The sequence below is a fragment of the Citrobacter sp. RHBSTW-01013 genome (genome assembly GCF_013781985.1).
GTDB classification, from domain to species: Bacteria; Pseudomonadota; Gammaproteobacteria; order Enterobacterales; family Enterobacteriaceae; genus Citrobacter; species Citrobacter braakii.
Window position 1 is genome coordinate 3578254 of sequence record NZ_CP056185.1, and the last position, 23738, is coordinate 3601991.

The following is a 23738-nucleotide window of genomic DNA, read 5'->3' on the forward strand; positions in this document are numbered from 1 at the left end:
GCAAAAAAATGACGCAGAAAATCGAACAGTCTCAACGCCAGGATCGCGTGGCGACCTGGAGCCGTCATGCAGAAAGTGAGCTTTCCGCTTATCAGAGCACCGCAAAAGTAGAATTACAGGCGCAAAAACCGCGCGACAAAAAGCTGTGCGCTAACCTGGAAGACGCCATTCGTCGTTCAGGTTTACAGGATGGCATGACCATCTCTTTCCACCACGCTTTTCGCGGTGGCGATCTGACGATTAACCTGGTGATGGACGCCATCGCCAGAATGGGCTTTAAAAATCTGACGCTGGCCTCCAGCTCCCTGAGCGACTGCCATGCTCCGCTGGTTGAGCACATCCGTCAGGGCGTGGTCAGCCGTATTTACACCTCCGGGCTGCGTGGCCCGCTGGCGGAAGAGATCTCGCGTGGCCTGCTGGCCGAGCCTGTGCAGGTCCACTCCCATGGCGGCCGTGTACACTTGGTGCAAAGTGGCGAACTCAGCATTGATGTGGCGTTCCTCGGCGTACCGTCCTGTGACCAGTTTGGTAACGCTAACGGCTATACCGGTAAAGCGTGCTGTGGTTCACTGGGCTATGCCCGCGTCGATGCCGAAAATGCAAAACAGGTTGTCCTGCTGACTGAACAGCTGCTGACCTATCCGCATAACCCGGCCAGCATTACGCAGGATCAAGTGGATCTGATTGTACAGATCGATCAGGTCGGCGATGCGGACAAAATCGGTGCTGATGCGACACGCATGACCACCAACCCGCGTGAACTGTTAATCGCCCGTAGCGCGGCAGACGTCATTGCTAACTCCGGTTACTTCAATGAAGGCTTCTCACTGCAGACAGGAACCGGCGGCGCTTCTCTGGCCGTTACTCGTTTCCTGGAAGACAAGATGCGCAGCCGCGATATCCGTGCTGACTTCGCGCTGGGCGGCATCACCGCTACCATCGTTGACCTGCACGAAAAAGGCCTGATTCGCAAACTGCTGGACGTACAGAGCTTTGACCGTAACGCGGCTGAGTCGCTGGCCCGCAATCCAAACCACATTGAGATCAGTGCCAACCAGTATGCCAACTGGGGCTCAAAAGGCGCCTCCGTCGATCGTCTGGACGTCGTGGTGCTGAGTGCGCTGGAAGTTGATACCAGCTTCAACGTTAACGTACTGACCGGTTCTGACGGCGTACTGCGCGGCGCATCCGGCGGTCACTGCGATACTGCGGTTGCCGCTGCGCTTTCCATCATTGTCGCTCCGCTGGTTCGCGGACGCATCCCGACGCTGGTTGATAACGTCCTGACCTGCGTAACCCCGGGCTCCAGCGTAGACATCCTGGTCACTGACCACGGTATCGCCGTTAACCCTGCGCGTCCGGAACTGGCTGAACGTCTGAAAGAAGCCGGTATGAAAATGGTGTCCATTGAATGGCTGCGCGAACGTGCACAGCAGCTCACCGGTCAGCCACGCGCTATCGAATTCACCGACCGCGTGATTGCCGTTGTGCGTTACCGCGATGGCTCGGTGATTGACGTTGTGCATCAGGTGAAGGAATAAGCCATGCGCCTGCTCCCTGAACACGCCACCCAACACGCGGTTTCGATTCCCGAGCTGCTCGCCAGCCGGGATGAGAGACAAGCAAGGCAACATGCCTGGCTGACGCGTCATCACGCGCCACTGGTCTCGTTTACCGTGGTCGCACCGGGTCCGATTAAAGACAGCGCATTAACCCGTCGCATCTTTAATCACGGCGTAGCCGCCCTGCTCGCGCTGGCGGAAAAATCCACCTGGATTGTCAGGGAGCAAACGGCGCTGGTTTCTGCCAGCGGTCCGGAAGGTCTTTTGTCTATTGAGGCCCCGGCCCACGATCTCAAGCTCGCCACGATTGAACTTGAGAATTCACATCCGCTGGGACGGTTATGGGACATCGATGTCCTGACCCCTGAAGGGGAAATTCTGTCCCGGCGTCATTTCGCACTCCCTGCCCGCCGCTGTCTGCTGTGCGAGCAAAGCGCTGCCGAATGCGCGCGGGGTAAAACCCACGCGCTTTCCGACTTACTCTCTCAGATGGAGGCTCTGCTGCATGATGCCGATTCCCGCAACATCAACCAATAACGCAGTCCTTCCTCTGGATCTGCCTGACGCTTACGCAACGCTTGCGTGGCGGGCCATGTTGACTGAAGTCAACCTGTCGCCCAAACCGGGTCTGGTGGATCGTATTAACAACGGCGCACATAAAGATATGGCGCTGGAAGATTTTCATCGCAGCGCTGAGGCAATTCAGGCCTGGCTGCCGCGTTTTATTGAATATGGGGCGTTTAGCGCACAGCTGTCGCCCGAAGATGTGTTGAAAGGACTGCGCCCACTGGGCATGGCCTGCGAAGCCGATATGTTTCGCGCCACCGAGGGGGTAAACACCCATAAAGGGAGCATCTTTTCACTGGGGCTGCTGTGTGCCGCCATTGGCCGCCTGCACCAGCTCCAACTGACTGTTACCGCTGAAACCCTTTGCTCAACGGCAGCAACATTTTGCCGTGGCCTGACCGAGCGCGAACTGCGCCAGAACAATCAACAACTCACGGCTGGCCAACGTCTTTATCAGCAACTGGGATTAACCGGCGCACGGGGCGAAGCCGAAGCGGGATACCCGCTAGTCATCCAGCATGCCCTGCCGCACTACCGCGCACTGCTGGCTCAGGGCCGCGATCCTGAACTGGCGCTACTCGACACGTTATTGCTGCTGATGTCTATCAATGGCGACACCAACGTGGCTTCACGTGGCGGCGCAGAAGGTCTGCGCTGGCTACAGCAGCAGGCCACCGCTCTATTGCAGCAAGGGGGGATTCGCACCCCTGCCGATCTCGAATACCTGCGCCAGTTCGACCAACAGTGTATTGAACGCAACCTCAGCCCAGGAGGCTGCGCCGATCTGCTGATCGTCACCTGGTTCTTAGCTCAGATTTCACAAGTTCATCATTATCACAATTAAAGATCCTTTCCGGAGAATCACACACATGTCTTTAGCAAAAGATAAAATATGGAAATTACTGGCCCCATTGGTCGTAATGGGCGTCATGTTTCTTATCCCTGTCCCTGATGGAATGCCCCCGCAGGCCTGGCACTATTTTGCCGTTTTCGTGGCAATGATTGTCGGGATGATCCTGGAGCCAATCCCGGCAACAGCGATAAGCTTTATCGCCGTAACGATCTGTGTCATCGGCAGCAACTATCTGCTGTTTGATGCTTCAGAGCTGGCCGACCCGGCGTTTAAAGCGGGTAAGCAAGCGCTGAAATGGGGTCTGGCAGGCTTCTCCAGCACTACCGTGTGGTTGGTGTTTGGCGCGTTTATCTTCGCGCTGGGCTATGAAGTCACAGGTCTGGGTCGTCGTATCGCGCTGTTCCTGGTAAAATTCATGGGTAAGCGCACCCTGACGCTGGGCTACGCGATTGTCATCATCGACATTCTGCTGGCACCGTTTACACCGTCCAACACCGCGCGAACCGGTGGTACCGTATTCCCGGTTATCAAAAACCTGCCGCCGCTGTTTAAATCATTCCCGAACGATCCGTCCGCGCGCCGTATCGGCGGATATCTGATGTGGATGATGGTAATCAGTACCAGCCTGAGCTCCTCTATGTTCGTTACCGGTGCTGCACCTAACGTGCTGGGTCTGGAATTCGTCAATAAAATTGCCGGTATTCAAATCAGCTGGTTGCAATGGTTCCTCAGCTTCCTGCCGGTTGGTATTATTTTGCTGATCGTTGCTCCGTGGCTGTCCTATGTTCTTTACAAGCCAGAAGTTACTCACAGTGCTGAAGTTGCCGCGTGGGCTGGTGATGAACTGAAAACCATGGGTAAACTGACGCGTAAAGAGCTGACCCTGATCGGTCTGGTTCTGCTCAGCCTGGGTCTGTGGGTCTTTGGCGGTAAACTGATTGATGCGACCGCTGTGGGTCTGCTGGCAGTCTCGCTGATGCTGGCGCTGCACGTTGTCCCGTGGAAAGACATCACCCGTTATAACAGCGCATGGAACACCCTGGTTAATCTCGCCACGCTGGTCGTTATGGCGAATGGTTTAACCCGTTCAGGCTTCATCGACTGGTTCGCCAACACGATGAGCTCGCACCTGGAAGGCTTCTCGCCTAACGCGACCGTGATCGTTCTGGTGCTGGTGTTCTATTTTGCTCACTACCTGTTTGCCAGCCTTTCCGCACACACCGCCACCATGCTGCCGGTTATTCTGGCCGTCGGCAAAGGAATCCCGGGCGTTCCGATGGAACACCTGTGTATCCTGCTGGTACTGTCCATCGGTATCATGGGCTGTCTGACTCCGTATGCAACTGGCCCTGGCGTTATTATCTACGGCTGCGGTTATGTGAAGTCCAAAGACTACTGGCGTCTGGGTGCTATCTTCGGCGTTATCTACATCTCTATGCTTCTGCTGGTCGGCTGGCCGATTCTGGCAATGTGGAGCTAATCATTCGGGTTCCCGCCTGATGAAAATGATGCCAGTCAGCTAAACCTGACTGGCATTTTTTATGATTAAATAGATGATATTCAGAATTTATATAAGTATCCGAAATCATCATGACATCAACATGGCGTTATTCTTCGCTGCTGGCAGCACTTCTGCTCCCAGTTTCTGCGGCTCAGGCCGATGAACTTCAGGCAAAACAGTACGCTGATTTTGACAGCTACGTGCTGGCCCTCTCCTGGCAAACCGGATTTTGTCAGAGCCAACACGAGAGAAATCGTCAAGAGCCCGACGAATGTCGTCTGCAAAAAGAGAGCGCGGACAAAGCAGATTTCCTGACCGTTCACGGTTTATGGCCCAGCCTGCCAAAATCCATCGCCGCCCGTGGAGTAGACAACCGCCGCTGGATGCGCTTTGGCTGCGCGACTCGCCCTATTCCCAACCTGCCTGAAGCCCGCGCCAGCCGTAAATGCGCGGCTCCCGAAACGGGCCTGTCGCTGGAAAGCGCGGCAAAACTCAGTGCCGTAATGCCCGGTGCCGGCGGGAGATCCTGCCTGGAACGTTACGAATATGCCAAACATGGCGCCTGTTTCGGTTTTGATCCCGACGCATACTTCGGCACGATGGTACGGATGAATAATGAGGTTAAGAACAGCGAGGCTGGCAAATTCCTCGCGGAAAACTACGGCAAAACCGTCAGCCGCAGCGCATTTGACGCCGCCGTCGCTAAAAGCTGGGGCAGAGAGAACGTCAAAGCCGTGAAGCTAAGCTGCCACGGCAATCCGGCCTATCTCACAGAAATCCAGTTGACCCTGAAAGCCGACACCATTAACCAGACGTTATCCGCACAGTCATTCTTACCGCAACCGCATCCGGGTAACTGCGGTAAACAGTTTATTATCGACAAAGTGGGATACTGAAAATAACGACCGGCGCGGCAAGCTGGCGTCGGTCCATATGGTTAGCGTTTTGAACGGGCATCCGGGCGAACTAAATCAAAGCGGTGTGTTTCACTGATCGAATAATACGCCGTTGGCCCGCCCGCACGCAGTACCGGTTTTGCTTTCGCCGTCTGGTAGATGCCGCCTTCCAGTAGCGTTTCATCAATATGAATGCCCACCACTTCTCCCAGCACCAGCCAGGTTTCAACAGGCGAACCATCAGCGGTGGTCAGTTGCAGACTTTGCGATAAGCGACACTCAAAATTGACCGGGCTTTGCGCCACCCGCGGCACGCTGACTATCCGACTATCTGCCTTACTAAGCCCGGCGGCAAAAAACTCATCCTCGCCGTGAGGCAAGCTGGCTGACGTTTCGTTCATTGCACTGGCCAACTCAAGAGTCGTCAGATTCCAGACAAACTCACCGGTGTCGATAATATTCTGCACGCTGTCTTTCCAGCCGCTGCTGGCGAAACCAATAATCGGCGGGTGATAATTAAAGCAGTTAAAGAAACTGTACGGTGCAAGGTTATGCCGACCGTCGCTGTCGCGGGAGGCAATCCAGCCAATAGGGCGCGGTCCAATGATGGCATTCAGCGGGTCATGCGGTAAGCCGTGTCCTTGTGATGGTTGATAGAAATACATAGCGTTCTCTGTTGAAGTTAACATCAGCGCAGCACAAATTATGCTTCGCTCATCTCCCTGGAAAAAGAAGATCAGCGTAGAACAATCCGCTAAAGATTACGATTGAATAAAGTTGAGCAGATCGCCGTTGATCTGTTGTTTATGGGTAGTGCAAATGCCATGCGAACCGCCAACATACACCTTCAACTGCGCGTCAGGCAGTATTTCCGCCGCAACCTTTCCGCAGGTTTCAAACGGGACAATCTGATCGTCATCACCATGGATCACCAGCGTCGGGATAGTCATCTTTTTGAGATCCTCACGCAGGTCAGTTTCTGAAAACGCGTGAATACAGTCGTACAACGCTTTGATGGAACCTTGTAAGCCCTGTTCAACAAAGCTTTCACGAACGGCTTTCGACGCATTTACGCCCGGGCGGTTGTAGCCATAGAATGCAGCGGTCAGTTCATAGAAGAAGGCAGCGCGATCGTTTATCACTCCCTCACGGATGCCATCAAACACCTCTTTCGGCACACCATTTGGGTTAAAGTCGGTCTTGATCATTATGGGCGTCACCGCGCCGATTAACACCGCTTTGGCTACCCGCTGCGTTCCATGGCGACCAATGTACCTCGCCACTTCCCCGCCCCCGGTAGAGTGTCCGACATGTACGGCATCTTTAAGATTGAGATGCGAGGTAAGTTCAGCCAGATCGTCAGCATACTGATCCATATTGTGACCATCCCAGGGTTGGGCTGAACGCCCATGCCCGCGCCTGTCATGGGCGATCACCCGAAATCCTTTCGACCCGAGGAACAGCATCTGATCCTCAAACGCATCTGCCGTCAGCGGCCAGCCATGGCTAAAGACGATAGGCTGTCCACTTCCCCAATCTTTAAAATGCAAATAGCTGCCGTCTTTCAAGGTAAGTTTGTCGTACTGGCTCATGAGATCTCCTGTCGCGGAACACTGAGTTGTTTGACGCGCCCGCAGCGAGCGCTTAAAAAGCATAATGCAAATTGGAGAACGATCGCGTTTTTCGGCTAAAATCACACCATACGCAACAATATTGATGATTTGCCTGAATGTGAACTAAATCACTTCAAACCAGGGGTAAGTCTCAGTATCATCATAAAAGCTAAACCCTTGCCGCCTGACGGTGAGGGTTTTCTTTTGGGATTATTTACCTGCGCACCCGCAGTATCGACGACATGGAGTAACAAATGTCCAGACCAACTATCATCATTAACGACCTCGATGCGGAACGCATTGACCGCCTGTTGGAGCAACCTGCGTTTGCTGGTTTACCGATTGCCGACGCCCTGAACGCCGAGCTGGATCGTGCCCAAATGTGTTCACCAGAAACCATGCCGCACGATGTCGTGACCATGAACAGCCGCGTGAAATTCCGCAATCTGAGTGATGGCGAAGTCCGTGTGCGTACCCTGGTGTATCCGGCCAATATGACTGACAGCAGCACACAGCTTTCGGTAATGGCACCTGTTGGCGCTGCACTTCTGGGCCTGCGCGTTGGCGACACCATTCACTGGGAACTACCAGGCGGGACCTCAACACACCTCGAAGTCATTGAGCTTGAGTACCAACCTGAAGCTGCGGGCGACTACCTGCGCTAACTCTGTCTTATCAAAGCCACTCGCTTTATCTTACAGGGGATGCATCCGCATCCTCTTTCCGGTTAGTCCTCTGCTCCTGACTCTCACCTTATCTCCTGTTCGCAAAACATAAATCTGTGTCGTGACTGACAGAATCATTTTTAATACTATGCTGATATGTGTTCATGTAATGACAAGGAGAATGTTTATGTACAACACAATCATAATGCCTGTTGATGTATTCGAAATGGAACTGAGCGACAAGGCTATTCGCCATGCAGAATTTCTGGCACAGGAAAACGGGGTTATTCATCTGCTGCATGTGCTGCCAGGCTCAGCAAGCTTAAGCCTGCACCGCTTTGCAGCCGATGTCCGTCGTTTTGAAGAGCATCTACAACACGAAGCGGAAACTCGTCTGCAAACGATGGTCGGTCACTTCAGCATTGATCCTTCCCGTATTAAACAACACGTCCGCTTTGGCAGCGTACGTGACGTCGTCAACGAGTTAGGTGAAGAGTTGAATGCGGATGTGGTCGTCATTGGATCGCGCAACCCATCAATCAGCACTCATCTGCTCGGCTCAAACGCTTCCAGCGTTGTTCGCCACGCTACTCTGCCAGTGCTGGTTGTACGTTAATAGCCTCTAATTTGCTAAAGAAAACCCCTGCCAGGTTAACGCCTGACAGGGGTGACCATGAAAACGTAATGCAGGTTGATATAATAAAGAAAACGCCTCATCTTTCTTTGATGAAACTAATGATCAGACTCATTAAATGAATGTGTTACGCGGTTTATTGTTTCAAGAATTGACAATCTGAAAGCGTGGAAATAAAAAACCGCCAGCGGATGGCTGACGGTTTTGGCATTGCAGGTGAGTCTTACTTTTTTTATGCTACTGTCGTGCGAATCAGATAATCAAACGAACTCAATGAGGCCTTCGCGCCTTCACCGGTCGCGATGATGATCTGCTTATACGGTACGTTGGTGCAGTCACCAGCGGCGAAAACCCCCTTCACGCTGGTTTCGCATTTGGCATCGATGATGATTTCACCCATGCGATTACGCTCGACGGCACCTTCCAGCCAGTTGGTGTTTGGCAGCAGACCTATCTGTACAAAGATACCCGCCAGTTCCACACTGTGAACGTCGCCACTCACGCGGTCGCGATACTCCAGGCCGGTGACTTTGCTGCCATCGCCTTTCACTTCTGTCGTTTGTGCATTCAGAATAATATCGACGTTTTTCAGACTGCGAAGCTTATTCTGCAGCACCTGGTCAGCCTTCATTTCAGGTGCGAACTCCAGCAGCGTCACATGTTCAACAATGCCTGCCAGGTCAATAGCAGCTTCAACACCGGAGTTGCCGCCACCAATCACTGCAACGCGCTTGCCTTTAAACAGCGGGCCATCGCAGTGCGGGCAGTAGGTTACGCCTTTGGTGCGATACTGATCTTCGCCCGGAACGTTCATGTTGCGCCATTTCGCACCGGTGGCAATGATAATGCTGCGTGCTTTGAGCACCGCGCCGGATGCCGTTTCAATCTGATGCAAACCGCCTTCCTGTGCCGCCGGAACCAGTTTACTTGCGCTCTGGCTGTCGATCACATCAACATCATAGTCATCAACGTGTGCTTTCAGCGCGCCCGCCAGTTTCTGGCCTTCGGTTTTCGGTACCGAGATGTAGTTTTCAATATCAACGGTATCAAGAACCTGACCGCCAAAACGTTCGCCCATCAGACCGGTGCGAATACCTTTACGTGCAGAGTACACTGCCGCTGCCGCCCCCGCAGGACCGGAACCGACAATCAGCACGTCATAAGCATCACGTTTGTTCAGCTCTTGTGCCGCACGTTTTTCTGCGCCGCTATCTACTTTCGCCACGATCTCAGTCAGCGTCATACGCCCCTGACCGAACTCTTTGCCGTTCATATACACCGCCGGAACGCCCATCACGTTGCGATCGGTAATTTCGTTCTGGAATGTACCGCCATCAATCGCCGTATGCTTGATGCGTGGATTCAGTACCGACATCAGGTTCAGCGCCTGTACCACGTCCGGACAGTTATGACAGGAAAGCGAATAATAGGTTTCAAACTCAAAATCACCGTCGAGATCGCGGATCTGCTCCAGCAACGCCTGCGCCTCTTTTGACGGATGACCACCGGTCCACAGCAGCGCCAGCACCAGGGAGGTAAACTCATGGCCCAGCGGAGAACCGGCAAAGCGCGGCCCCTGGTGAGAACCTGGATTGGTGATCAGGAACGATGGCTTGCGTACCGCCAGAGTATTGTCTTCTTTAAAGGTGACTTTTTCTGACAGTTCAGCAATTTCAGTCAGCAGTTCCTTGATTTCTGCCGATTTAGCGCTGTCATCCAGCGTAGCAATCAGCTCAACAGGTTTGGTCAGTTTCTCAAGATAAGCCTTGAGCTGGGTTTTCATATTTGTGTCGAGCATTCTTCTTCCCTCTCTGAAAACATCATCATGCAAGCCGACTTTGCGGGACTGCATTAATGCAACTTGCGTCATGGTGCTGGAATGAAACAGGCGCAAACTGCGCCTGTGGAATGGCCGGATGCACTGCGTTTATCCGGCCTACAAATTATGCGACTTAAATCTTACCGACCAGATCTAAGGATGGAGCCAGGGTCGCTTCGCCTTCTTTCCATTTCGCCGGGCAAACTTCACCTGGGTGAGAGGCAACGTACTGTGCGGCTTTAATTTTACGCAGCAGGTCAGACGCATCACGGCCGATACCTTCAGCGGTAACTTCGATTGCCTGGATGATACCCTGCGGGTCTACAACGAAGGTTGCGCGGTCAGCCAGACCTTCATCTTCACGCATGTTGTCGAAGTTACGGGTCAGGGCGCCAGTCGGGTCGCCGATCATCGCGTATTTGATTTTCGCGATGGTGTCAGAGCTGCTGTGCCATGCTTTGTGGGTGAAGTGGGTGTCAGTAGATACGGAATAGACATCTACGCCCAGTTTCTGCAGTTCTTCGTAGTGGTCAGCCACATCACCCAGCTCGGTCGGGCAAACGAAAGTAAAGTCAGCCGGGTAGAAGAAGAAGACGCTCCAGCGACCTTCGGTATCTTTCTCGGTTACTTCGATGAACTCACCGTTTTTGAACGCCTGGTTTTTGAAAGGTTTAATTTTGGTATTAATCAAAGACATCTGTACTTCCTCCGTGTTTTCGTTGAGAGATAAGTTAACGAAAATCTCTTCGCAGGGCTAATGCGTTTCCTTTATCAAATCAATAAGCGTTAACTAACAACCCACTCAAACTCATGTTGTGAACCTAAAGATAAAAGTAAAAAAGGCCCCCTTTGCAGGGAGCCTCATTACCCGAGCTACCCGCAGGTAACGTCAGTGCCAGCAGGGCTGGCTATGTGTTGCGCTCTACATTACCTTAACAAAGGTCGTAACAGCGATTGGGATTACATCACCCCACTCAAGAAAGGGCAATCGACAGACGGTCGATCTTACCTATGGCTGCGATAGGTTTTGCAACTTAGCCCCCTTTCCTTCTGATTTTATAAGGAAAATCAATGTTTAAACGTACCTTACTCTTAACCCTGCTTCCTGCCGTGGTGCACGCCGAAGAACTTCCTGCCCCCGTTAAAGCTATTGAGAAACAGGGCATTACTATTCTCAAACCCTTCGACGCGCCGGGTGGAATGAAGGGCTACCTGGGAAAATACCAGGATATGGGCGTTACTATCTATGTTACGCCTGACGGCAAACACGCCATTTCCGGTTATATGTATAACGAAAAAGGTGAAAACCTCAGTAATACGCTGATAGAAAAAGAGATCTACGCCCCTGCCGGACGCGAAATGTGGCAGCGAATGGAAAAAACATCCTGGATTCTGGACGGGAAAAAAGAGGCTCCAGTCATTGTCTATGTGTTTGCCGATCCCTTCTGTCCCTATTGCAAACAGTTCTGGCAAAAGGCTCGCCCGTGGGTAGACTCAGGTAAAGTTCAGTTGCGCACAATACTGGTTGGCGTAATTAAACCCGAAAGCCCGGCTACCGCCGCTGCGATTCTGGCCGCAAAAGATCCGGCCAAGACCTGGCATGACTATGAGGCATCTGGTGGGAATATGAAGCTAGAAATCCCGACCTCCATTTCACCGGAGCAGATGAAGGTATTGAATATCAATCAAAAGTTGATGGATGATTTAGGCGCCAACGTCACGCCGGCTATCTATTACATGAGTAAAGACGATACGTTACAACAGGAAGTCGGCTTGCCGGATAAGGAGAAATTAAACATTATCATGGGTAATAAATAAAAGTAACAAAATGAGTGATTGTTATCATTTTCATGTCAATCACTCATTTAAATTAACTTTTTTGGTCAAAATTATGCAATATGTGCTATTTTAGTTTAAATTAATAATTCATTAAGCACACAAACATAAATCACAAGAATAATCACAACTTAAAATATTTCAAAATTAAATCTTTCAAAACATGACCATCACAGGAAGGTATGCATGGCTAACCTCTATGACCTCAAAAAGTTCGATCTCAATCTGTTGGTTATCTTTGAGTGTATTTATCAACATTTGAGTATCACTAAAGCTGCTGAAACTTTGTATATTACCCCCTCTGCCGTTAGCCAGTCACTGCAACGGCTACGCACACAATTTAATGACCCGCTGTTTATCCGCTCCGGAAAAGGCCTAACGCCAACGATTATGGGGATTAACCTCCATCATCATCTTGAGAAAAACCTCAACAGTCTGGAGCAGACAATAAACATCATGAATAACTCCAGTCTGAAGAAAAAATTCATTATTTACTGTCCACAACTGCCAACCATTATAAACATTGAGGAAGTTATTCATTTTCTCAGAGAAGACTCGCATGTCGAAATTGAGCACCATAACATACTCATCACTGCTGAAAGTACGGAAAATCTGTTGGCTTACAGAAAAGCAGATTTAGTCATTGCTACCGCCCCAGTGAGTAATCGCTCGATAATATGCTCACCATTTAAAACTGCTGAAACAATATTAGTTTGCAACAAAAACCATCCAAGAATTAATGGAGAAAGCACGCTTGAAACAATATTAAAAGAACAGTTCACGCAACTTATTTCTGAAGATCCTGGCGTTAAAGAATACTGGCAAAAAACCAGCGCCTTGCTGGCTAATCGAGATATTGGTTTCCGCAGCGACTCATTAATAACGATCATTAATATTATTTCAAACACAGATATCATAGGTCTGTTACCAAGAGATGTTTACGAACAATATACCGGCTCATTTAATTTAAAAGAGATCTGTATCGATATCCCCTTACCCAAAATAAATTTATTTTTGATGTATAACAGAGCATCACTCAACAATACTGGCTTCGTTAATTTAATTAATAAAATAAATGATAAACATGATCAAAGAACTACCAAGTAGAACTTTACCTATTCATTTTAAATATTTATGAATGGGAGTAATTCAAAATAAACATGAATGTATTAAAACGTTGCACCTGGAAAAAATTAGCATATCTTATTGTCAGCATTTGTTATTGTTTTAAATAATAATTTTGATATGAGTTTAATATGTCTATTTATAAAATCCCGCTTGATCAAAACGTGCTGGACGCCGCTCTGGAGCGCATAACCTGGGCGCTGGAAACTCTGCCTCGGGTTTGTGTCTCTTTCTCCGGCGGGAAAGATTCAGGACTGATGTTACATCTGACAGCTATGCTTGCACGCCAACTGCATAAAAAAATTGATGTACTATTTATCGACTGGGAAGCCCAGTTTTCCTGCACTATTGATTATGTTGAGGCGCTTCGTGCACGTTATTCCGATGTCATCAAGCGCTTTTATTGGGTGGCTTTACCGCTCACCACCCAGAATTCCCTCTCTCAATTTCAGCCAGAATGGCAGTGTTGGGAAACAGGTGCTCCGTGGGTTCGCCAGCCTCCCACGGATGCCATAACCGATCCAGAGTATTTCTCCTTCTATCAACCCGGCATGACCTTTGAACAATTTGTTCGCGAGTTCGCTGACTGGTATTCAGAGAAACGTCCAGCCGGCATGATGGTCGGGATCCGCGCCGATGAGTCATATAATCGTTTTGTCGCCATTGCCAATTCGCAAAAGCAGCGCTTTGCCGATGATAAACCCTGGACCACCAGCGCCCCCGGCGGGCATACCTGGTATATTTATCCGATTTATGACTGGAAAACTGCCGATATCTGGACCTGGTTCGCAAAAACCAGAATGTCGTGCAATCCCTTATACAATCTCATGTATCAGGCCGGTGTCCCAACACGTTACATGCGTATTTGTGAACCTTTTGGCCCGGAACAGCGTCAGGGATTATGGCTATATCACGTCATTGAACCCGAGCGCTGGGCAGCCATGTGTGCCCGTGTCAGCGGTGTAAAAAGTGGCGGAATTTATGCCGGTCAGGACAACCATTTTTACGGGCACCGCAAAATATTAAAACCCGAACATTTAAACTGGCAGGAATACGCCATGCTGCTACTCAATAGCATGCCGGAAACGACCGCTGAGCATTATCGCAATAAAATCGCCATCTATTTGCAGTGGTATAAGAAAAAGGGCATGGACAATATCCCGCAAACTCAGGAAAAAGATATTGGCTCAGCGGATATTCCGTCGTGGCGGCGTATCTGTAAAGTCCTGCTGAATAACGACTACTGGTGCCGGGCGCTGTCATTCAGCCCCACAAAACCCAAAAACTACCAACGTTATAATGAACGCATGAAAATAAAACGCCAGCAATGGGGAATCTTATGCAACACCGACTAACTCAAGAACTCACTGGTTTTCTTTCTGGGCTGTCAGAAGAAGAGCGAATTGAAGCAATCAACCAATTCAGAATGGCTATCCACAGCGTCAGCCCTTTTCGCGAAGAGCCAGTAGATTGTGTACTATGGATTAAAAATGAGCATATCTCACCCAATGACTATAACCCCAATAACGTTGCGCCTCCGGAGAAAAAACTGCTGCAGAAATCCCTCGAAGCAGACGGATTCACGCAGCCCATCGTGGTGGTTCACTCCACGGCGGAAGAGTACGAAATTGTCGATGGTTTCCACCGTCATGAGCTAGGAAAAAGCAAACCGTCGCTGAAATCACGCCTGCATGGCTACCTGCCGGTCACCTGTTTACAGCGTGAACGCCATGAACGCATGGCAGCGACAATTCGTCATAACCGTGCCCGTGGGCGGCATAAAATTCATGCCATGTCGGAATTCGTTCGTGAATTATCGCTACTGGGATGGAGCGAAGAGAAAATCAGTAAAGAGTTAGGTATGGACGACGATGAAGTTTTACGTCTGAAACAAATTAACGGTCTGCAAGAGTTATTTGCCGACCGTCGCTTCTCCAAAGCCTGGACAGTAAAATAACTACAGCGCAACCAGACGTTCGGCTGCCGCCAGCAGCGTCGATTCTTGCTTGGCAAAACATAGGCGAATCAGCTTATGCGGGAAAGGATCGGCGCAGAAAACCGACAACGGGATCGCGGCAACACCCACTTCTTTGGTCAGCCACTGGCAAAACTCAACGTCGTTAAGCGTGGAGACGGCACTGTAATCGACCAGCAGAAAATAGGTGCCTTCACACGGCAAAATTTCCAGTCGGCTGTCACGCAGCGCGTTCACCAACACATCGCGTTTTTTCTGATAAAAGGCTGGCAACTCACGATAGTGTGTTGGATCCTCCCGCAGCATATCCGCCAGCGCCAACTGAGCCGGCGTATTAACTGAGAACGTCAGATACTGGTGTACCTTGCGTAATTCAGCGCTAATGGCGGCAGGCGCAACGCAGTAGCCGACTTTCCAGCCGGTCATATGGTAGGTCTTCCCAAACGATGAAACGGCAACGGCGCGTTCGCGCAGTTGTGAATGCGCCAGCACGCTGGCATGTCCTTGTCCGGCGAAGCAAATGTGCTCATAAACTTCGTCGCTGATGACAAAGATCTCGCGTTCTTTAATTGCCTGCCACAGGGCATCAAAATCGGCGTGATGCCATACGGTGGCGGAAGGGTTGTGCGGCGTGTTAAGGATCACCAGTCGGGTACGTTCGCTGAGTACAGCGCTAAATTCCTGCCAGTCGACGCGAAAAGACGGCGGTTGCAGCGCGATACGTTTAACTACGCCGCCGGATAATTCGACCGCGGGCGCATAGCTGTCGTAGCTCGGGTCAAAACAAATCACCTCATCGCCAGGACGCACCAGCGCCGTAATAGCGGCGAACAGCGCTTCTGTGGCCCCCGCCGTCACGGTCACTTCACTATTCGCATCAGGTTTGTAGCCGTACAACTGCGCGGTTTTATCCGCAATGGCTTCGCGCAACGGCTGTACGCCCGTCATCGGCGCATACTGGTTTGCGCCATGCGCGACGTGATACGCCAGACGTTCCTGCAAAAAAAGTGGGCCGTCAAAATCAGGAAATCCCTGCGAAAGATTAATGGCCTGATGCTGCTGCGCCAGCGCGCTCATTTGCGTGAAGATAGTGGTGCCAAGATTAGGCAGTTTGCTTTGCGGAATCAGCGGGTTATTACTCATTATTGTTATCCCAGCATGTGAAGTTGTGGTTGAAGCCACTATAGCACGATGCTAGTATTTGGCAATCAAGACGTTCAGACGTCTATATAAAAATAACCTGCATTGACAGGACAGCCAAAAGGACAACACAACATGAGTAATACCGAGATTCGCGTCGTCACCGGCCCGGCCAACTATTTTTCCCATCCCGGCAGCCTGTCAAGACTCAACGATTTTTTCACCGCAGAGCAACTCTCACGCGCCGTCTGGGTTTACGGTGAACGCGCCATCGACGCGGCCCGCCCTTATCTGCCTGAGGCATTTCATCTTGCCGATGCCAGGCACCTGCTGTTTACGGGACATTGCAGCGAAACCGATGTTACTCAACTGGCAAAAGAGTCAGGAGAGAATCGCAGCGTGGTGATTGGTGTGGGCGGCGGGACATTGCTCGACACGGCCAAAGCGCTGGCTCGTCGTCTGGGTCTGCCTTTTGTCGGTATCCCTACTATCGCAGCGACCTGCGCCGCATGGACACCGCTCTCCGTCTGGTACAACGATGCAGGCCAGGCGCTGCATTTCGAAATTTTCGCTGACGCCAATTTCCTCGTGCTGGTCGAGCCAGAGATCGTTCTCAATGCGCCTGAAGAATACTTACTGGCGGGGATCGGCGACACGCTGGCGAAATGGTACGAGGCCGTCGTGCTCGCGCCTGAGCCGGAAAACCTACCTCTGACCGTACGTCTGGGTATCCATGCTGCGCAGACGATCCGCGACGTCCTGTTGGAAAGCAGCGAGCAGGCGCTGGTCGATAAGCAACAAGGCACGTTGAGCCGCACATTTTGCGATGTAGTGGATGCAATTATTGCCGGAGGCGGCATGGTCGGCGGTCTGGGTGAGCGCTACACCCGCGTGGCGGCAGCGCATTCGGTACATAATGGCCTGACCGTGCTCCCGCAGACCGAGAAGTTTTTGCATGGCACCAAAGTGGCGTACGGCATACTGGTGCAGAGCGCGCTGCTGGGACAAGATGATGTGCTGGCGCAGTTAATTACCGCCTATCAGCGCTTCAACCTGCCAACCCGGTTGGCTCAACTGGACGTGGACATCAACAACCGCGCCGAAATCGACAACGTGATTGCGCACACCCTGCGCCCGGTGGAGTCCATTCATGCGCTGCCGGTAACGTTAACGCCACAGACGCTGCGCGCAGCGTTCGAAAAAGTAGAATCGTTTACGGTGTGATTATGGTGTGGGATGCCTGATGGCGGCAACGCAGCGAAACCCCTGGAGCTTACAAAGATAAGTGACCAGGGTGAACACGCCTGCAGCTTGAATGATGAAGAACATTAACAGCAGCGTGCGCCGCCTTTCCCCCCGTAGCGCGCATCCTGGCGTTCGCGGAAAAATTCTTCGTAGGTCATTGGCGTCAGGTCCGGATGCGTGACGCGCATATGCTCAACATAGTTGTCGTAATCCGGCACACCTATCATTAATCGGGCGGTTTGACCCAAATACTTCCCGGCTTTAGAGAGCGTTTCAAACATAGTGGTTCCCTGTCGAACAAACGCCCTCCCCATTCAGGAGAGGGCTCGTTGGTTAAGAGAATATTAGTGTGCGCCTTTCGCCTGCGCCACGATCTCTTCGACATTCTCAGGCATCGGTTCGTATGGCGTTTCTTTCGACGTAGGTTTGTCCTCTTTCAGTGCTGCCAGTGCAGTTTTGATGGAGAACAGACCCAGCACCACAACGACTACCATGAAGAAGATAGTGAGACCCGCATCCAGGCGGTTGTTAAACACCAACTGCGTCAGCTGCGACTGAGTGTACTGCGCCGGAATATTACCGCTGTCGATCATCGCCTGGAACTTGTTAGCGATGGCGAGGAAGCCAATTTTCGCATCCGGGCTAAACGCTTTCTGCCAGCCGGCGGTCAGGGTACAAATCAGCAGCCAGGCCGTTGGCACCAGCGCCACCCACGCGTAGCGCTGACGTTTCATCTTGAACAGCACCACCGCGCAAAGCATCAACGCCATACCGGCCAGCATTTGGTTGGCGATACCAAACAGTGGCCACAGGGTATTAATACCACCCAATGGATCCACCACGCCCTGGTGCAAGAAGTAACCCCAGGCCAGCACGCACAGCGCCGTTGCCAGCAGGTTCGCAGGCAGGGAATCAGTACGTTTCAGACCCGGTGACACCACGCCCAGCAGATCCTGCAGCATAAAGCGTGCGGCGCGCGTACCGGCGTCTACCGCCGTCAGAATAAACAGGGCTTCAAACAGAATGGCGAAGTGATACCAGAACGCCACATCCATCATGCCGCCCAGCGCACCATGCAGAATATACGCCATGCCCACCGCCAGCGTCGGCGCACCGCCTGCGCGGGAAATAATGGATTGTTCGCCGACATCGTTCGCAATCTGATGCAGCGTATCAGGCGTGATAACAAAGCCCCAACTGCTCACAACCTGTGCCGCTGACGCAACCACATCGGTGGTTCCGGCAGGTGCCAGTACAGCCATCGGGCTGTTCATCGCAAAGTAGACGCCCGGGTCGATAACGCAGGCCGCCACCAGCGCCATAATGGCGACAAAGGATTCCATCAGCATCCCGCCGTAGCCAATAAAACAGGCCTGACCTTCATTCGCCAGCATCTTCGGCGTGGTGCCGGAGGCAATCAGCGCGTGGAAACCAGAGACCGCACCGCAGGCGATGGTAATAAACAGGAACGGGAACAGGTTACCGCTCCAGACCGGGCCTGTACCGTCAACAAACTTGGTCAGCGCAGGCATGGTCAGCGTCGGACGCATGATCAGAATCCCTACCGCCAGACCAACAATGGTACCAATTTTCAGGAAGGTAGAGAGATAATCACGCGGTGCCAGCAGCAGCCACACCGGCAGTACGGCGGCGACAAAGCCGTATCCCACCAGCATCCAGGTCAACTGTACGCCGGTAAAGTCAAAGTACGGTGCCCAGGTCGGGCTTTCAGCCACCCAGCCGCCGGAAATAATAGCAAACACCAGGAATACCAGACCGATGACCGACACTTCACCAATGCGGCCCGGGCGCAGATAACGCAGGTAAATCCCCATGAAGATCGCCAGCGGGATAGTAAAGGCGACGGTGTAGGTTCCCCACGGGCTGTGGGTCAGCGCTTTCACGACGATCATCGCCAGTACCGCGAGGATAATCACCATGATCATAAAACAGGCCACCAGCGCAATGACGCCCGCCGTTGGGCCCATCTCTTCTTTCACCAGTTCGCCAAGGGAACGCCCATCGCGACGGGTAGAAACAAACAGCACCATAAAGTCCTGCACCGCCCCCGCCAGTACTACCCCGGCAAGCAGCCAGATCATACCCGGCAGATAGCCCATTTGCGCCGCCAGCACCGGTCCAACTAATGGACCCGCTCCAGCAATCGCCGCGAAATGGTGGCCAAACAGCACTTTTTTATCGGTAGGAACATAGTCCAGACCATCGTTATGACGCACGGCAGGCGTCATACGCGTCGGGTCCAGCGCCAGTACATTTTTCGCGATGTACAGGCCGTAGAAACGGTAAGCGATAAGGTAGACACAGACCGACGCCACGACTATCCACAACGCGTTGATCTGTTCGCCACGATTTAATGCGATATAGCCGAGGGCAAATGCTCCCATAACGGAGAGCACTGTCCAGACGAGGTACTTCCCTGATTTATTCATACTTGGTTTTCCGTTGTCCTGGTCAGAGAGATGTTACATTTTGTTTCTATAACATCTTTTCTGAATTTAACAACCTGACAACCATGTAAACCCGAAGTATCACTGAGTATTTACATTGCATTGTTAACTGGATCACTTCATTTAGCCGTTAACCCTGCAATTTCATTTTACTTTGTCGGGCGACTCACCCCATCACCGCAGTGCCTAAACGACAGGTGCAACAGCGTCGTCCCTGCTCATCAAATATGACGATTTCCCAGCTTTGACTCTGACGCCCGAGGTGCAGCGGCTGGCAAACGCCGCGCACTTTCCCCTGCGCAACCGCCCGATGGTGCGTGGCGTTCAGTTCCGTACCCACCACACACTGTCCGTCGCGAGTCATCAGATAACCCGCCATCGAACCCAATGTTTCCGCCAGGGCCGCCGACGCGCCGCCGTGCAGCAGACCAAACGGCTGATGCGTCCTGCTATCCACCGGCATTTCTGCTTCCAGCACATCATCCCCCAGTCGGGTATAGACCATGCCTAAATGCGCCACCATCGTGTTCTGACTGGTGGCATTCAGTTCATCCAGCGTTAAATGACGTTTCCAGATCATCGTCATGCCCCCAGCGTGGAGCCGCCGTCCACCACGATATCCTGAAGCGTAATGTGGCTCGCCAGATCGGAAGCGAGGAATAAAATCGTGTTAGCGATTTCCTGTGGACGCGCGATTTTCCCCAGTGGAATGCCGAGCTTAAACTGCTCGCCAAACCCACGAATGCGCTGTTGCTCCGCGTCATCGCTGACCCACAACGTACGCTGCATGTCGGTGTCGGTCGAGCCTGGCGAAACCACATTGCAACGCACACCGCTGCCTGCCAGTTCAAGTCCGACGGTCAGTGCCAGGTTTTTCAGCGCGGCTTTTGACGCACCGTATGCGCTCATACCGATACGCGGCGTGTGCGCCGCATCCGACGCGACGGTCACGATTGCCCCGCCCTGCTGGCGACGAAACTGCGCCATCGTCTGTTGAAACAGATTGAACGCCCCACCAACGTTAACCGCAAACGTCTGCTGCCACTCCTCAATACTCAGCGCATCGGTGGCCCCCATACGCAAAATACCCGCCGCATTGACCAACACATCCAACCGCTCGCGCGTTTGCAGGACGCGCTGACACACCTCAGCCACCTGTTCAGCATTCGCCACATCCAGCACTTCGGTGGCAAACGGGTAGTTATTCTGAGAAAATTCACGATCGAATCCTGTCACCTCAGCACCCGCTTTCACAAACGCCAGCGCCGTGGTGTAGCCAATCCCTTTTCCCGCGCCGGTTACCCAGACGGTTTTCCCTGCGAAGTCAAATCCAGACATTACTTCACCTCGCGAGAGAGCAGCGTCCACCAGGCGTCAATGGTCGGGTTTTTCGCCAGCATCACGAAGTCAATATCGCCATGAACCTTACGCCAGCGCGCCGCCAGCGCCATCATGCGCACGGAATCCAGTCCGTAGTCGATCAGGTTTTCGTCATCCATCGGCTCTTCGGACTCATCCAGCAGCGGCAGAATAATGCTGCGTAACGCATCTTTGCTGGCCGGTACCGGCGTCGGTAATAATTCCTGAGTCATCACCACACGCCCGGAGCGTCCCGCCACGTATTTCAGCGACATCAGATGTTCGTCACGGCTAAAGTCTGCCAACGCATCGGCAACCATAAACGGCTTGATGTCGCGCATAAAGGCGTCCGTTGCGGTGGTCATACAGCCAATATGCGCATACACGCCGGTAATGATCAGTTGATTACGTCCGGTCTCCTTAAGCATCTGTTCCAGCGGGGAGCGATGAAATGCGCTGTAACGCCATTTCACCAGAATGGTATCCGCTTCATCCGGCGCCAGCGCCTCTACGATTTTCTGCTGTTCCGGTGAACGCGTCAGTCCCGGTCCCCACATATCATTGAGCAGAGCGCGGTCTTCATCACTCTGTTCTTTCGGCTGAGCGGTGTAATACACCGGAATGTTATGCTCTTTGCAGTACTGACGCAGTGCGGCGATGTTAGCGACGACCTGCTCCATCATCGGGCAGTTATCGCCCCAAAAGCCGATAAAATAGTCCTGCATGTCGTGGATCAGCAGCGCGGCGCGTTCGGGGTCAAACGCCCAGTCCACTTTGTTCACCGGAACATCAAGCGCCGTGGGTAGCGCATAAGCCTGCAGTTTAGGAATTGCCATCTCTTATTCTCCTTCAGGCCAGTGAACGTGATGCCAGCCACTGACGTAATTGTTTTTTATCTACTTTCCCAACCGGAGTCAGCGGTAACGACTCAACGCACTCAACGCGGTCAGGTAATTTAAATTCCGCTACGCCCTGTTCGCGTAGAAAACGACGCACCTGCACCGCTCGCAGCGGCTCTTTTACCACCAACCAGGCACAGCTTTTCTCGCCCATCAGTTCGTCATCCATACTGACCAGCGCGGCATGGATCACCATCGGGTGGCGCAGCAGCAGGTTTTCAATCTCTTCTGCAGCGATCTTCTCTCCACCGCGGTTGATCTGATCCTTCTCACGTCCCTGGACGGTGATGTAGCCATCTCGATCGATGGCGATCAGATCGCCAGAGCAGTAAAAACCGTTGGCGTCAAAGGCGCTGGCATTGTGCTCAGGACTTTTGAAGTAGCCGCGGAAGGTGTATGGGCCACGCGTCATCAGGCGCCCGGTTTCTCCCTGGGCTAAAGGGTTGCCGTCAGCGTCTGCTACCCAGACTTCATCATCGGGACACATCGGGCGGCCCTGGGTATTGATGATGCGTTCAGGGCTGTCGTCCAGACGGGTGTAGTTCACCAGCCCTTCCGCCATGCCGAAGACCTGCTGCAGCTGGCAGCCAATCTCCGCCGGAATACGCGCCGCAAGCGAGGCGGAAAGCCGTGCCCCACCGACCTGTAGCAGCGTCAGCGAAGCCAATTGCGCATTGCTCCCCCACTCCGCAACTGCCTGCAGCCACAGGCTCACCGCTGGCGGCACCAGCGCCGTGACGTTAACCTGATGCTGTTCAATCAGAGGGAAGCACAGGGTGGCGCTCGGGTCAGCCGCCAGCACGACGGTGCCGCCAGCCAGGAATACCCCCAACGCGCCAGGCGAACTCATCGCGTAGTTATGCGCCGCCGGGATCGCGCATAAATAACGCGTTTCCCCGGTGAAGCGGCAAATCTCATTGCTGCGACGCACGCTGTAGTAGTAATCGTTATGGGTACGAGGAATCAGCTTTGGCGTCCCGGTAGTCCCGCCTGAAAGCTGGAAATAGGCCACCTCATCAGCAGGCGATGGCGTGGCGGAAAAATCAGTCGCAGGCTGGCTTATCGCCGTTTGCAGATTGTGTTCGCCTTCGTCATTGCGCAGTTGCACCACGCGCACTGAATTGTGTTCAGCCACAAAAGCGTTAAGAAAATCGTCTCCGCTAAACAACGCATGCTGACGATCGGCAATCAGCAGCGCAGGTTCGATCTGTTTGGCATAGGCGTTAAGTTCGTTTCGCTGATGGCTGAATAATGCCAGCACCGGGGCTACACCCAGCTTGAGCAGCGCAAAGAATGTGATATACAACTCAGCCACGTTGCCCAGTTGCACCAGCGCGGTTTCGCCGGGTTTGATCCCCTGACGGCGCAGACTGCAGGCGAGATTGTCAGTGGCCTGATTCAGTTGGCGATAGTTCAGATGGCGTTCGCCATCGATTACCGCCGTATGGTCGCTGTCGGCGTGACGGGTCAGAATGTCGGTCAGCGGCAAATCCTGCCAGTAACCTTTTTCACGATAGCGGCGGGCAAACTCCTCCGGCCAACGGGTGAAAGGAATACTCATTATCGCTCCTTAGAGGCCTG

General features: G+C 52.6%; 23 protein-coding genes. 12 read left to right on the top strand and 11 right to left on the bottom strand.

The annotated features are described in order from the left end of the window. Positions 1–8 precede the first annotated feature (8 nt). The 5 genes from citF to rna all read left to right on the top strand — a co-directional run bounded on the left by citF (position 9) and on the right by rna (position 5379). The gene (gene citF, locus HV350_RS17325; RefSeq protein ID WP_181628999.1) at positions 9–1541 is read left to right on the top strand and encodes a citrate lyase subunit alpha; all 1533 of its coding nucleotides are present in this window, start codon (positions 9–11) and stop codon (positions 1539–1541) included. Positions 1542–1544: 3 nt separating this feature from the next. Then, on the top strand, positions 1545–2099 hold the full coding sequence (gene citX / locus HV350_RS17330; protein WP_181629001.1) for a citrate lyase holo-[acyl-carrier protein] synthase: 555 nt from the start codon (positions 1545–1547) through the stop codon (positions 2097–2099). Beyond that, positions 2068–2973 (top strand): triphosphoribosyl-dephospho-CoA synthase CitG, encoded by a 906-nt coding sequence (gene citG, locus HV350_RS17335; RefSeq protein WP_181629003.1) that lies wholly within the window; start codon positions 2068–2070, stop codon positions 2971–2973. The genes citX and citG overlap by 32 nt, the downstream gene beginning before the upstream one ends. Before the next feature lie 25 nt (positions 2974–2998). Further along, a complete protein-coding gene (gene citT, locus HV350_RS17340) occupies positions 2999–4462 on the top strand; it encodes a citrate/succinate antiporter CitT (RefSeq protein ID WP_016152219.1) in 1464 nt (487 codons plus the stop codon). 110 nt (positions 4463–4572) lie between these two features. Then, entirely contained in the window at positions 4573–5379 is an 807-nt protein-coding gene (gene rna, locus HV350_RS17345) for a ribonuclease I (protein ID WP_181629004.1), read from the top strand. 41 nt (positions 5380–5420) lie between these two features. On the opposite strand, the gene HV350_RS17350 is transcribed toward rna, so the two are convergent. Beyond that, a complete protein-coding gene (locus HV350_RS17350; RefSeq protein ID WP_016155958.1) occupies positions 5421–6044 on the bottom strand; it encodes a flavin reductase family protein in 624 nt (207 codons plus the stop codon). A gap of 96 nt (positions 6045–6140) precedes the next feature. Then, positions 6141–6971 (bottom strand): alpha/beta hydrolase, encoded by an 831-nt coding sequence (locus tag HV350_RS17355; protein WP_181629006.1) that lies wholly within the window; start codon positions 6969–6971, stop codon positions 6141–6143. Between the two features lie 275 nt (positions 6972–7246). Between HV350_RS17355 and rnk the strand changes: the two genes are divergently transcribed. Together rnk and uspG are read left to right on the top strand one after the other, a co-directional pair. Then, entirely contained in the window at positions 7247–7657 is a 411-nt protein-coding gene (rnk, locus tag HV350_RS17360) for a nucleoside diphosphate kinase regulator (protein WP_005120853.1), read from the top strand. Between the two features lie 187 nt (positions 7658–7844). Beyond that, positions 7845–8273 (top strand): universal stress protein UspG, encoded by a 429-nt coding sequence (gene uspG, locus HV350_RS17365; protein WP_016152215.1) that lies wholly within the window; start codon positions 7845–7847, stop codon positions 8271–8273. Positions 8274–8523: 250 nt separating this feature from the next. Here the strand turns inward: uspG and ahpF are convergent, their stop codons facing one another. Together ahpF and ahpC are read right to left on the bottom strand one after the other, a co-directional pair. Beyond that, entirely contained in the window at positions 8524–10089 is a 1566-nt protein-coding gene (ahpF, locus tag HV350_RS17370) for an alkyl hydroperoxide reductase subunit F (protein WP_181629007.1), read from the bottom strand. A 154-nt stretch (positions 10090–10243) separates the two neighbouring features. Then, positions 10244–10807, bottom strand: coding sequence for an alkyl hydroperoxide reductase subunit C (gene ahpC, locus HV350_RS17375; protein ID WP_004859485.1), 564 nt, complete (start codon positions 10805–10807; stop codon positions 10244–10246). Between the two features lie 374 nt (positions 10808–11181). On the opposite strand from ahpC, the gene dsbG reads away from it, so the two are divergent. The 4 genes from dsbG (at position 11182) to HV350_RS17395 (ending at position 15028) form a co-directional block, all read left to right on the top strand. Next, positions 11182–11928, top strand: coding sequence for a thiol:disulfide interchange protein DsbG (gene dsbG, locus HV350_RS17380; protein WP_016155953.1), 747 nt, complete (start codon positions 11182–11184; stop codon positions 11926–11928). A 204-nt stretch (positions 11929–12132) separates the two neighbouring features. Then, complete coding sequence (locus HV350_RS17385) at positions 12133–13053, top strand: LysR family transcriptional regulator (RefSeq protein ID WP_181629009.1); 921 nt, start codon at positions 12133–12135, stop codon at positions 13051–13053. A 149-nt stretch (positions 13054–13202) separates the two neighbouring features. Continuing rightward, positions 13203–14426 carry a phosphoadenosine phosphosulfate reductase gene (locus tag HV350_RS17390; protein WP_181629010.1) on the top strand — a complete coding sequence of 408 codons (1224 nt, stop codon included), beginning with the start codon at positions 13203–13205 and terminating at the stop codon, positions 14424–14426. Then, a complete protein-coding gene (locus HV350_RS17395) occupies positions 14411–15028 on the top strand; it encodes a ParB/RepB/Spo0J family partition protein (RefSeq protein ID WP_181629012.1) in 618 nt (205 codons plus the stop codon). The genes HV350_RS17390 and HV350_RS17395 overlap by 16 nt, the downstream gene beginning before the upstream one ends. Here the strand turns inward: HV350_RS17395 and HV350_RS17400 are convergent, their stop codons facing one another. After that, positions 15029–16189: a pyridoxal phosphate-dependent aminotransferase gene (locus HV350_RS17400; protein ID WP_047415119.1), complete on the bottom strand. Its 1161-nt coding sequence runs from the start codon at positions 16187–16189 to the stop codon at positions 15029–15031. A 132-nt stretch (positions 16190–16321) separates the two neighbouring features. Between HV350_RS17400 and HV350_RS17405 the strand changes: the two genes are divergently transcribed. Further along, positions 16322–17410 carry an oxidoreductase gene (locus HV350_RS17405; protein WP_016155948.1) on the top strand — a complete coding sequence of 363 codons (1089 nt, stop codon included), beginning with the start codon at positions 16322–16324 and terminating at the stop codon, positions 17408–17410. A 104-nt stretch (positions 17411–17514) separates the two neighbouring features. Here the strand turns inward: HV350_RS17405 and HV350_RS17410 are convergent, their stop codons facing one another. The 6 genes from HV350_RS17410 to entE form a co-directional block, all read right to left on the bottom strand. Then, entirely contained in the window at positions 17515–17712 is a 198-nt protein-coding gene (locus HV350_RS17410; RefSeq protein WP_019076244.1) for a YbdD/YjiX family protein, read from the bottom strand. 63 nt (positions 17713–17775) lie between these two features. Beyond that, on the bottom strand, positions 17776–19881 hold the full coding sequence (cstA, locus tag HV350_RS17415; protein ID WP_016152202.1) for a pyruvate/proton symporter CstA: 2106 nt from the start codon (positions 19879–19881) through the stop codon (positions 17776–17778). Between the two features lie 184 nt (positions 19882–20065). Beyond that, the gene (gene entH / locus HV350_RS17420; RefSeq protein WP_029139447.1) at positions 20066–20479 is read right to left on the bottom strand and encodes a proofreading thioesterase EntH; all 414 of its coding nucleotides are present in this window, start codon (positions 20477–20479) and stop codon (positions 20066–20068) included. A 2-nt stretch (positions 20480–20481) separates the two neighbouring features. Then, the gene (gene entA / locus HV350_RS17425) at positions 20482–21237 is read right to left on the bottom strand and encodes a 2,3-dihydro-2,3-dihydroxybenzoate dehydrogenase EntA (RefSeq protein ID WP_016155947.1); all 756 of its coding nucleotides are present in this window, start codon (positions 21235–21237) and stop codon (positions 20482–20484) included. Beyond that, positions 21237–22094, bottom strand: coding sequence for an isochorismatase (locus HV350_RS17430; RefSeq protein ID WP_016152199.1), 858 nt, complete (start codon positions 22092–22094; stop codon positions 21237–21239). Before HV350_RS17430 ends, entA begins: the two co-directional genes overlap by 1 nt. A 13-nt stretch (positions 22095–22107) precedes the next feature. Beyond that, positions 22108–23718 carry a (2,3-dihydroxybenzoyl)adenylate synthase EntE gene (gene entE, locus HV350_RS17435; RefSeq protein ID WP_181629013.1) on the bottom strand — a complete coding sequence of 537 codons (1611 nt, stop codon included), beginning with the start codon at positions 23716–23718 and terminating at the stop codon, positions 22108–22110. Positions 23719–23738: the final 20 nt, after the last annotated feature.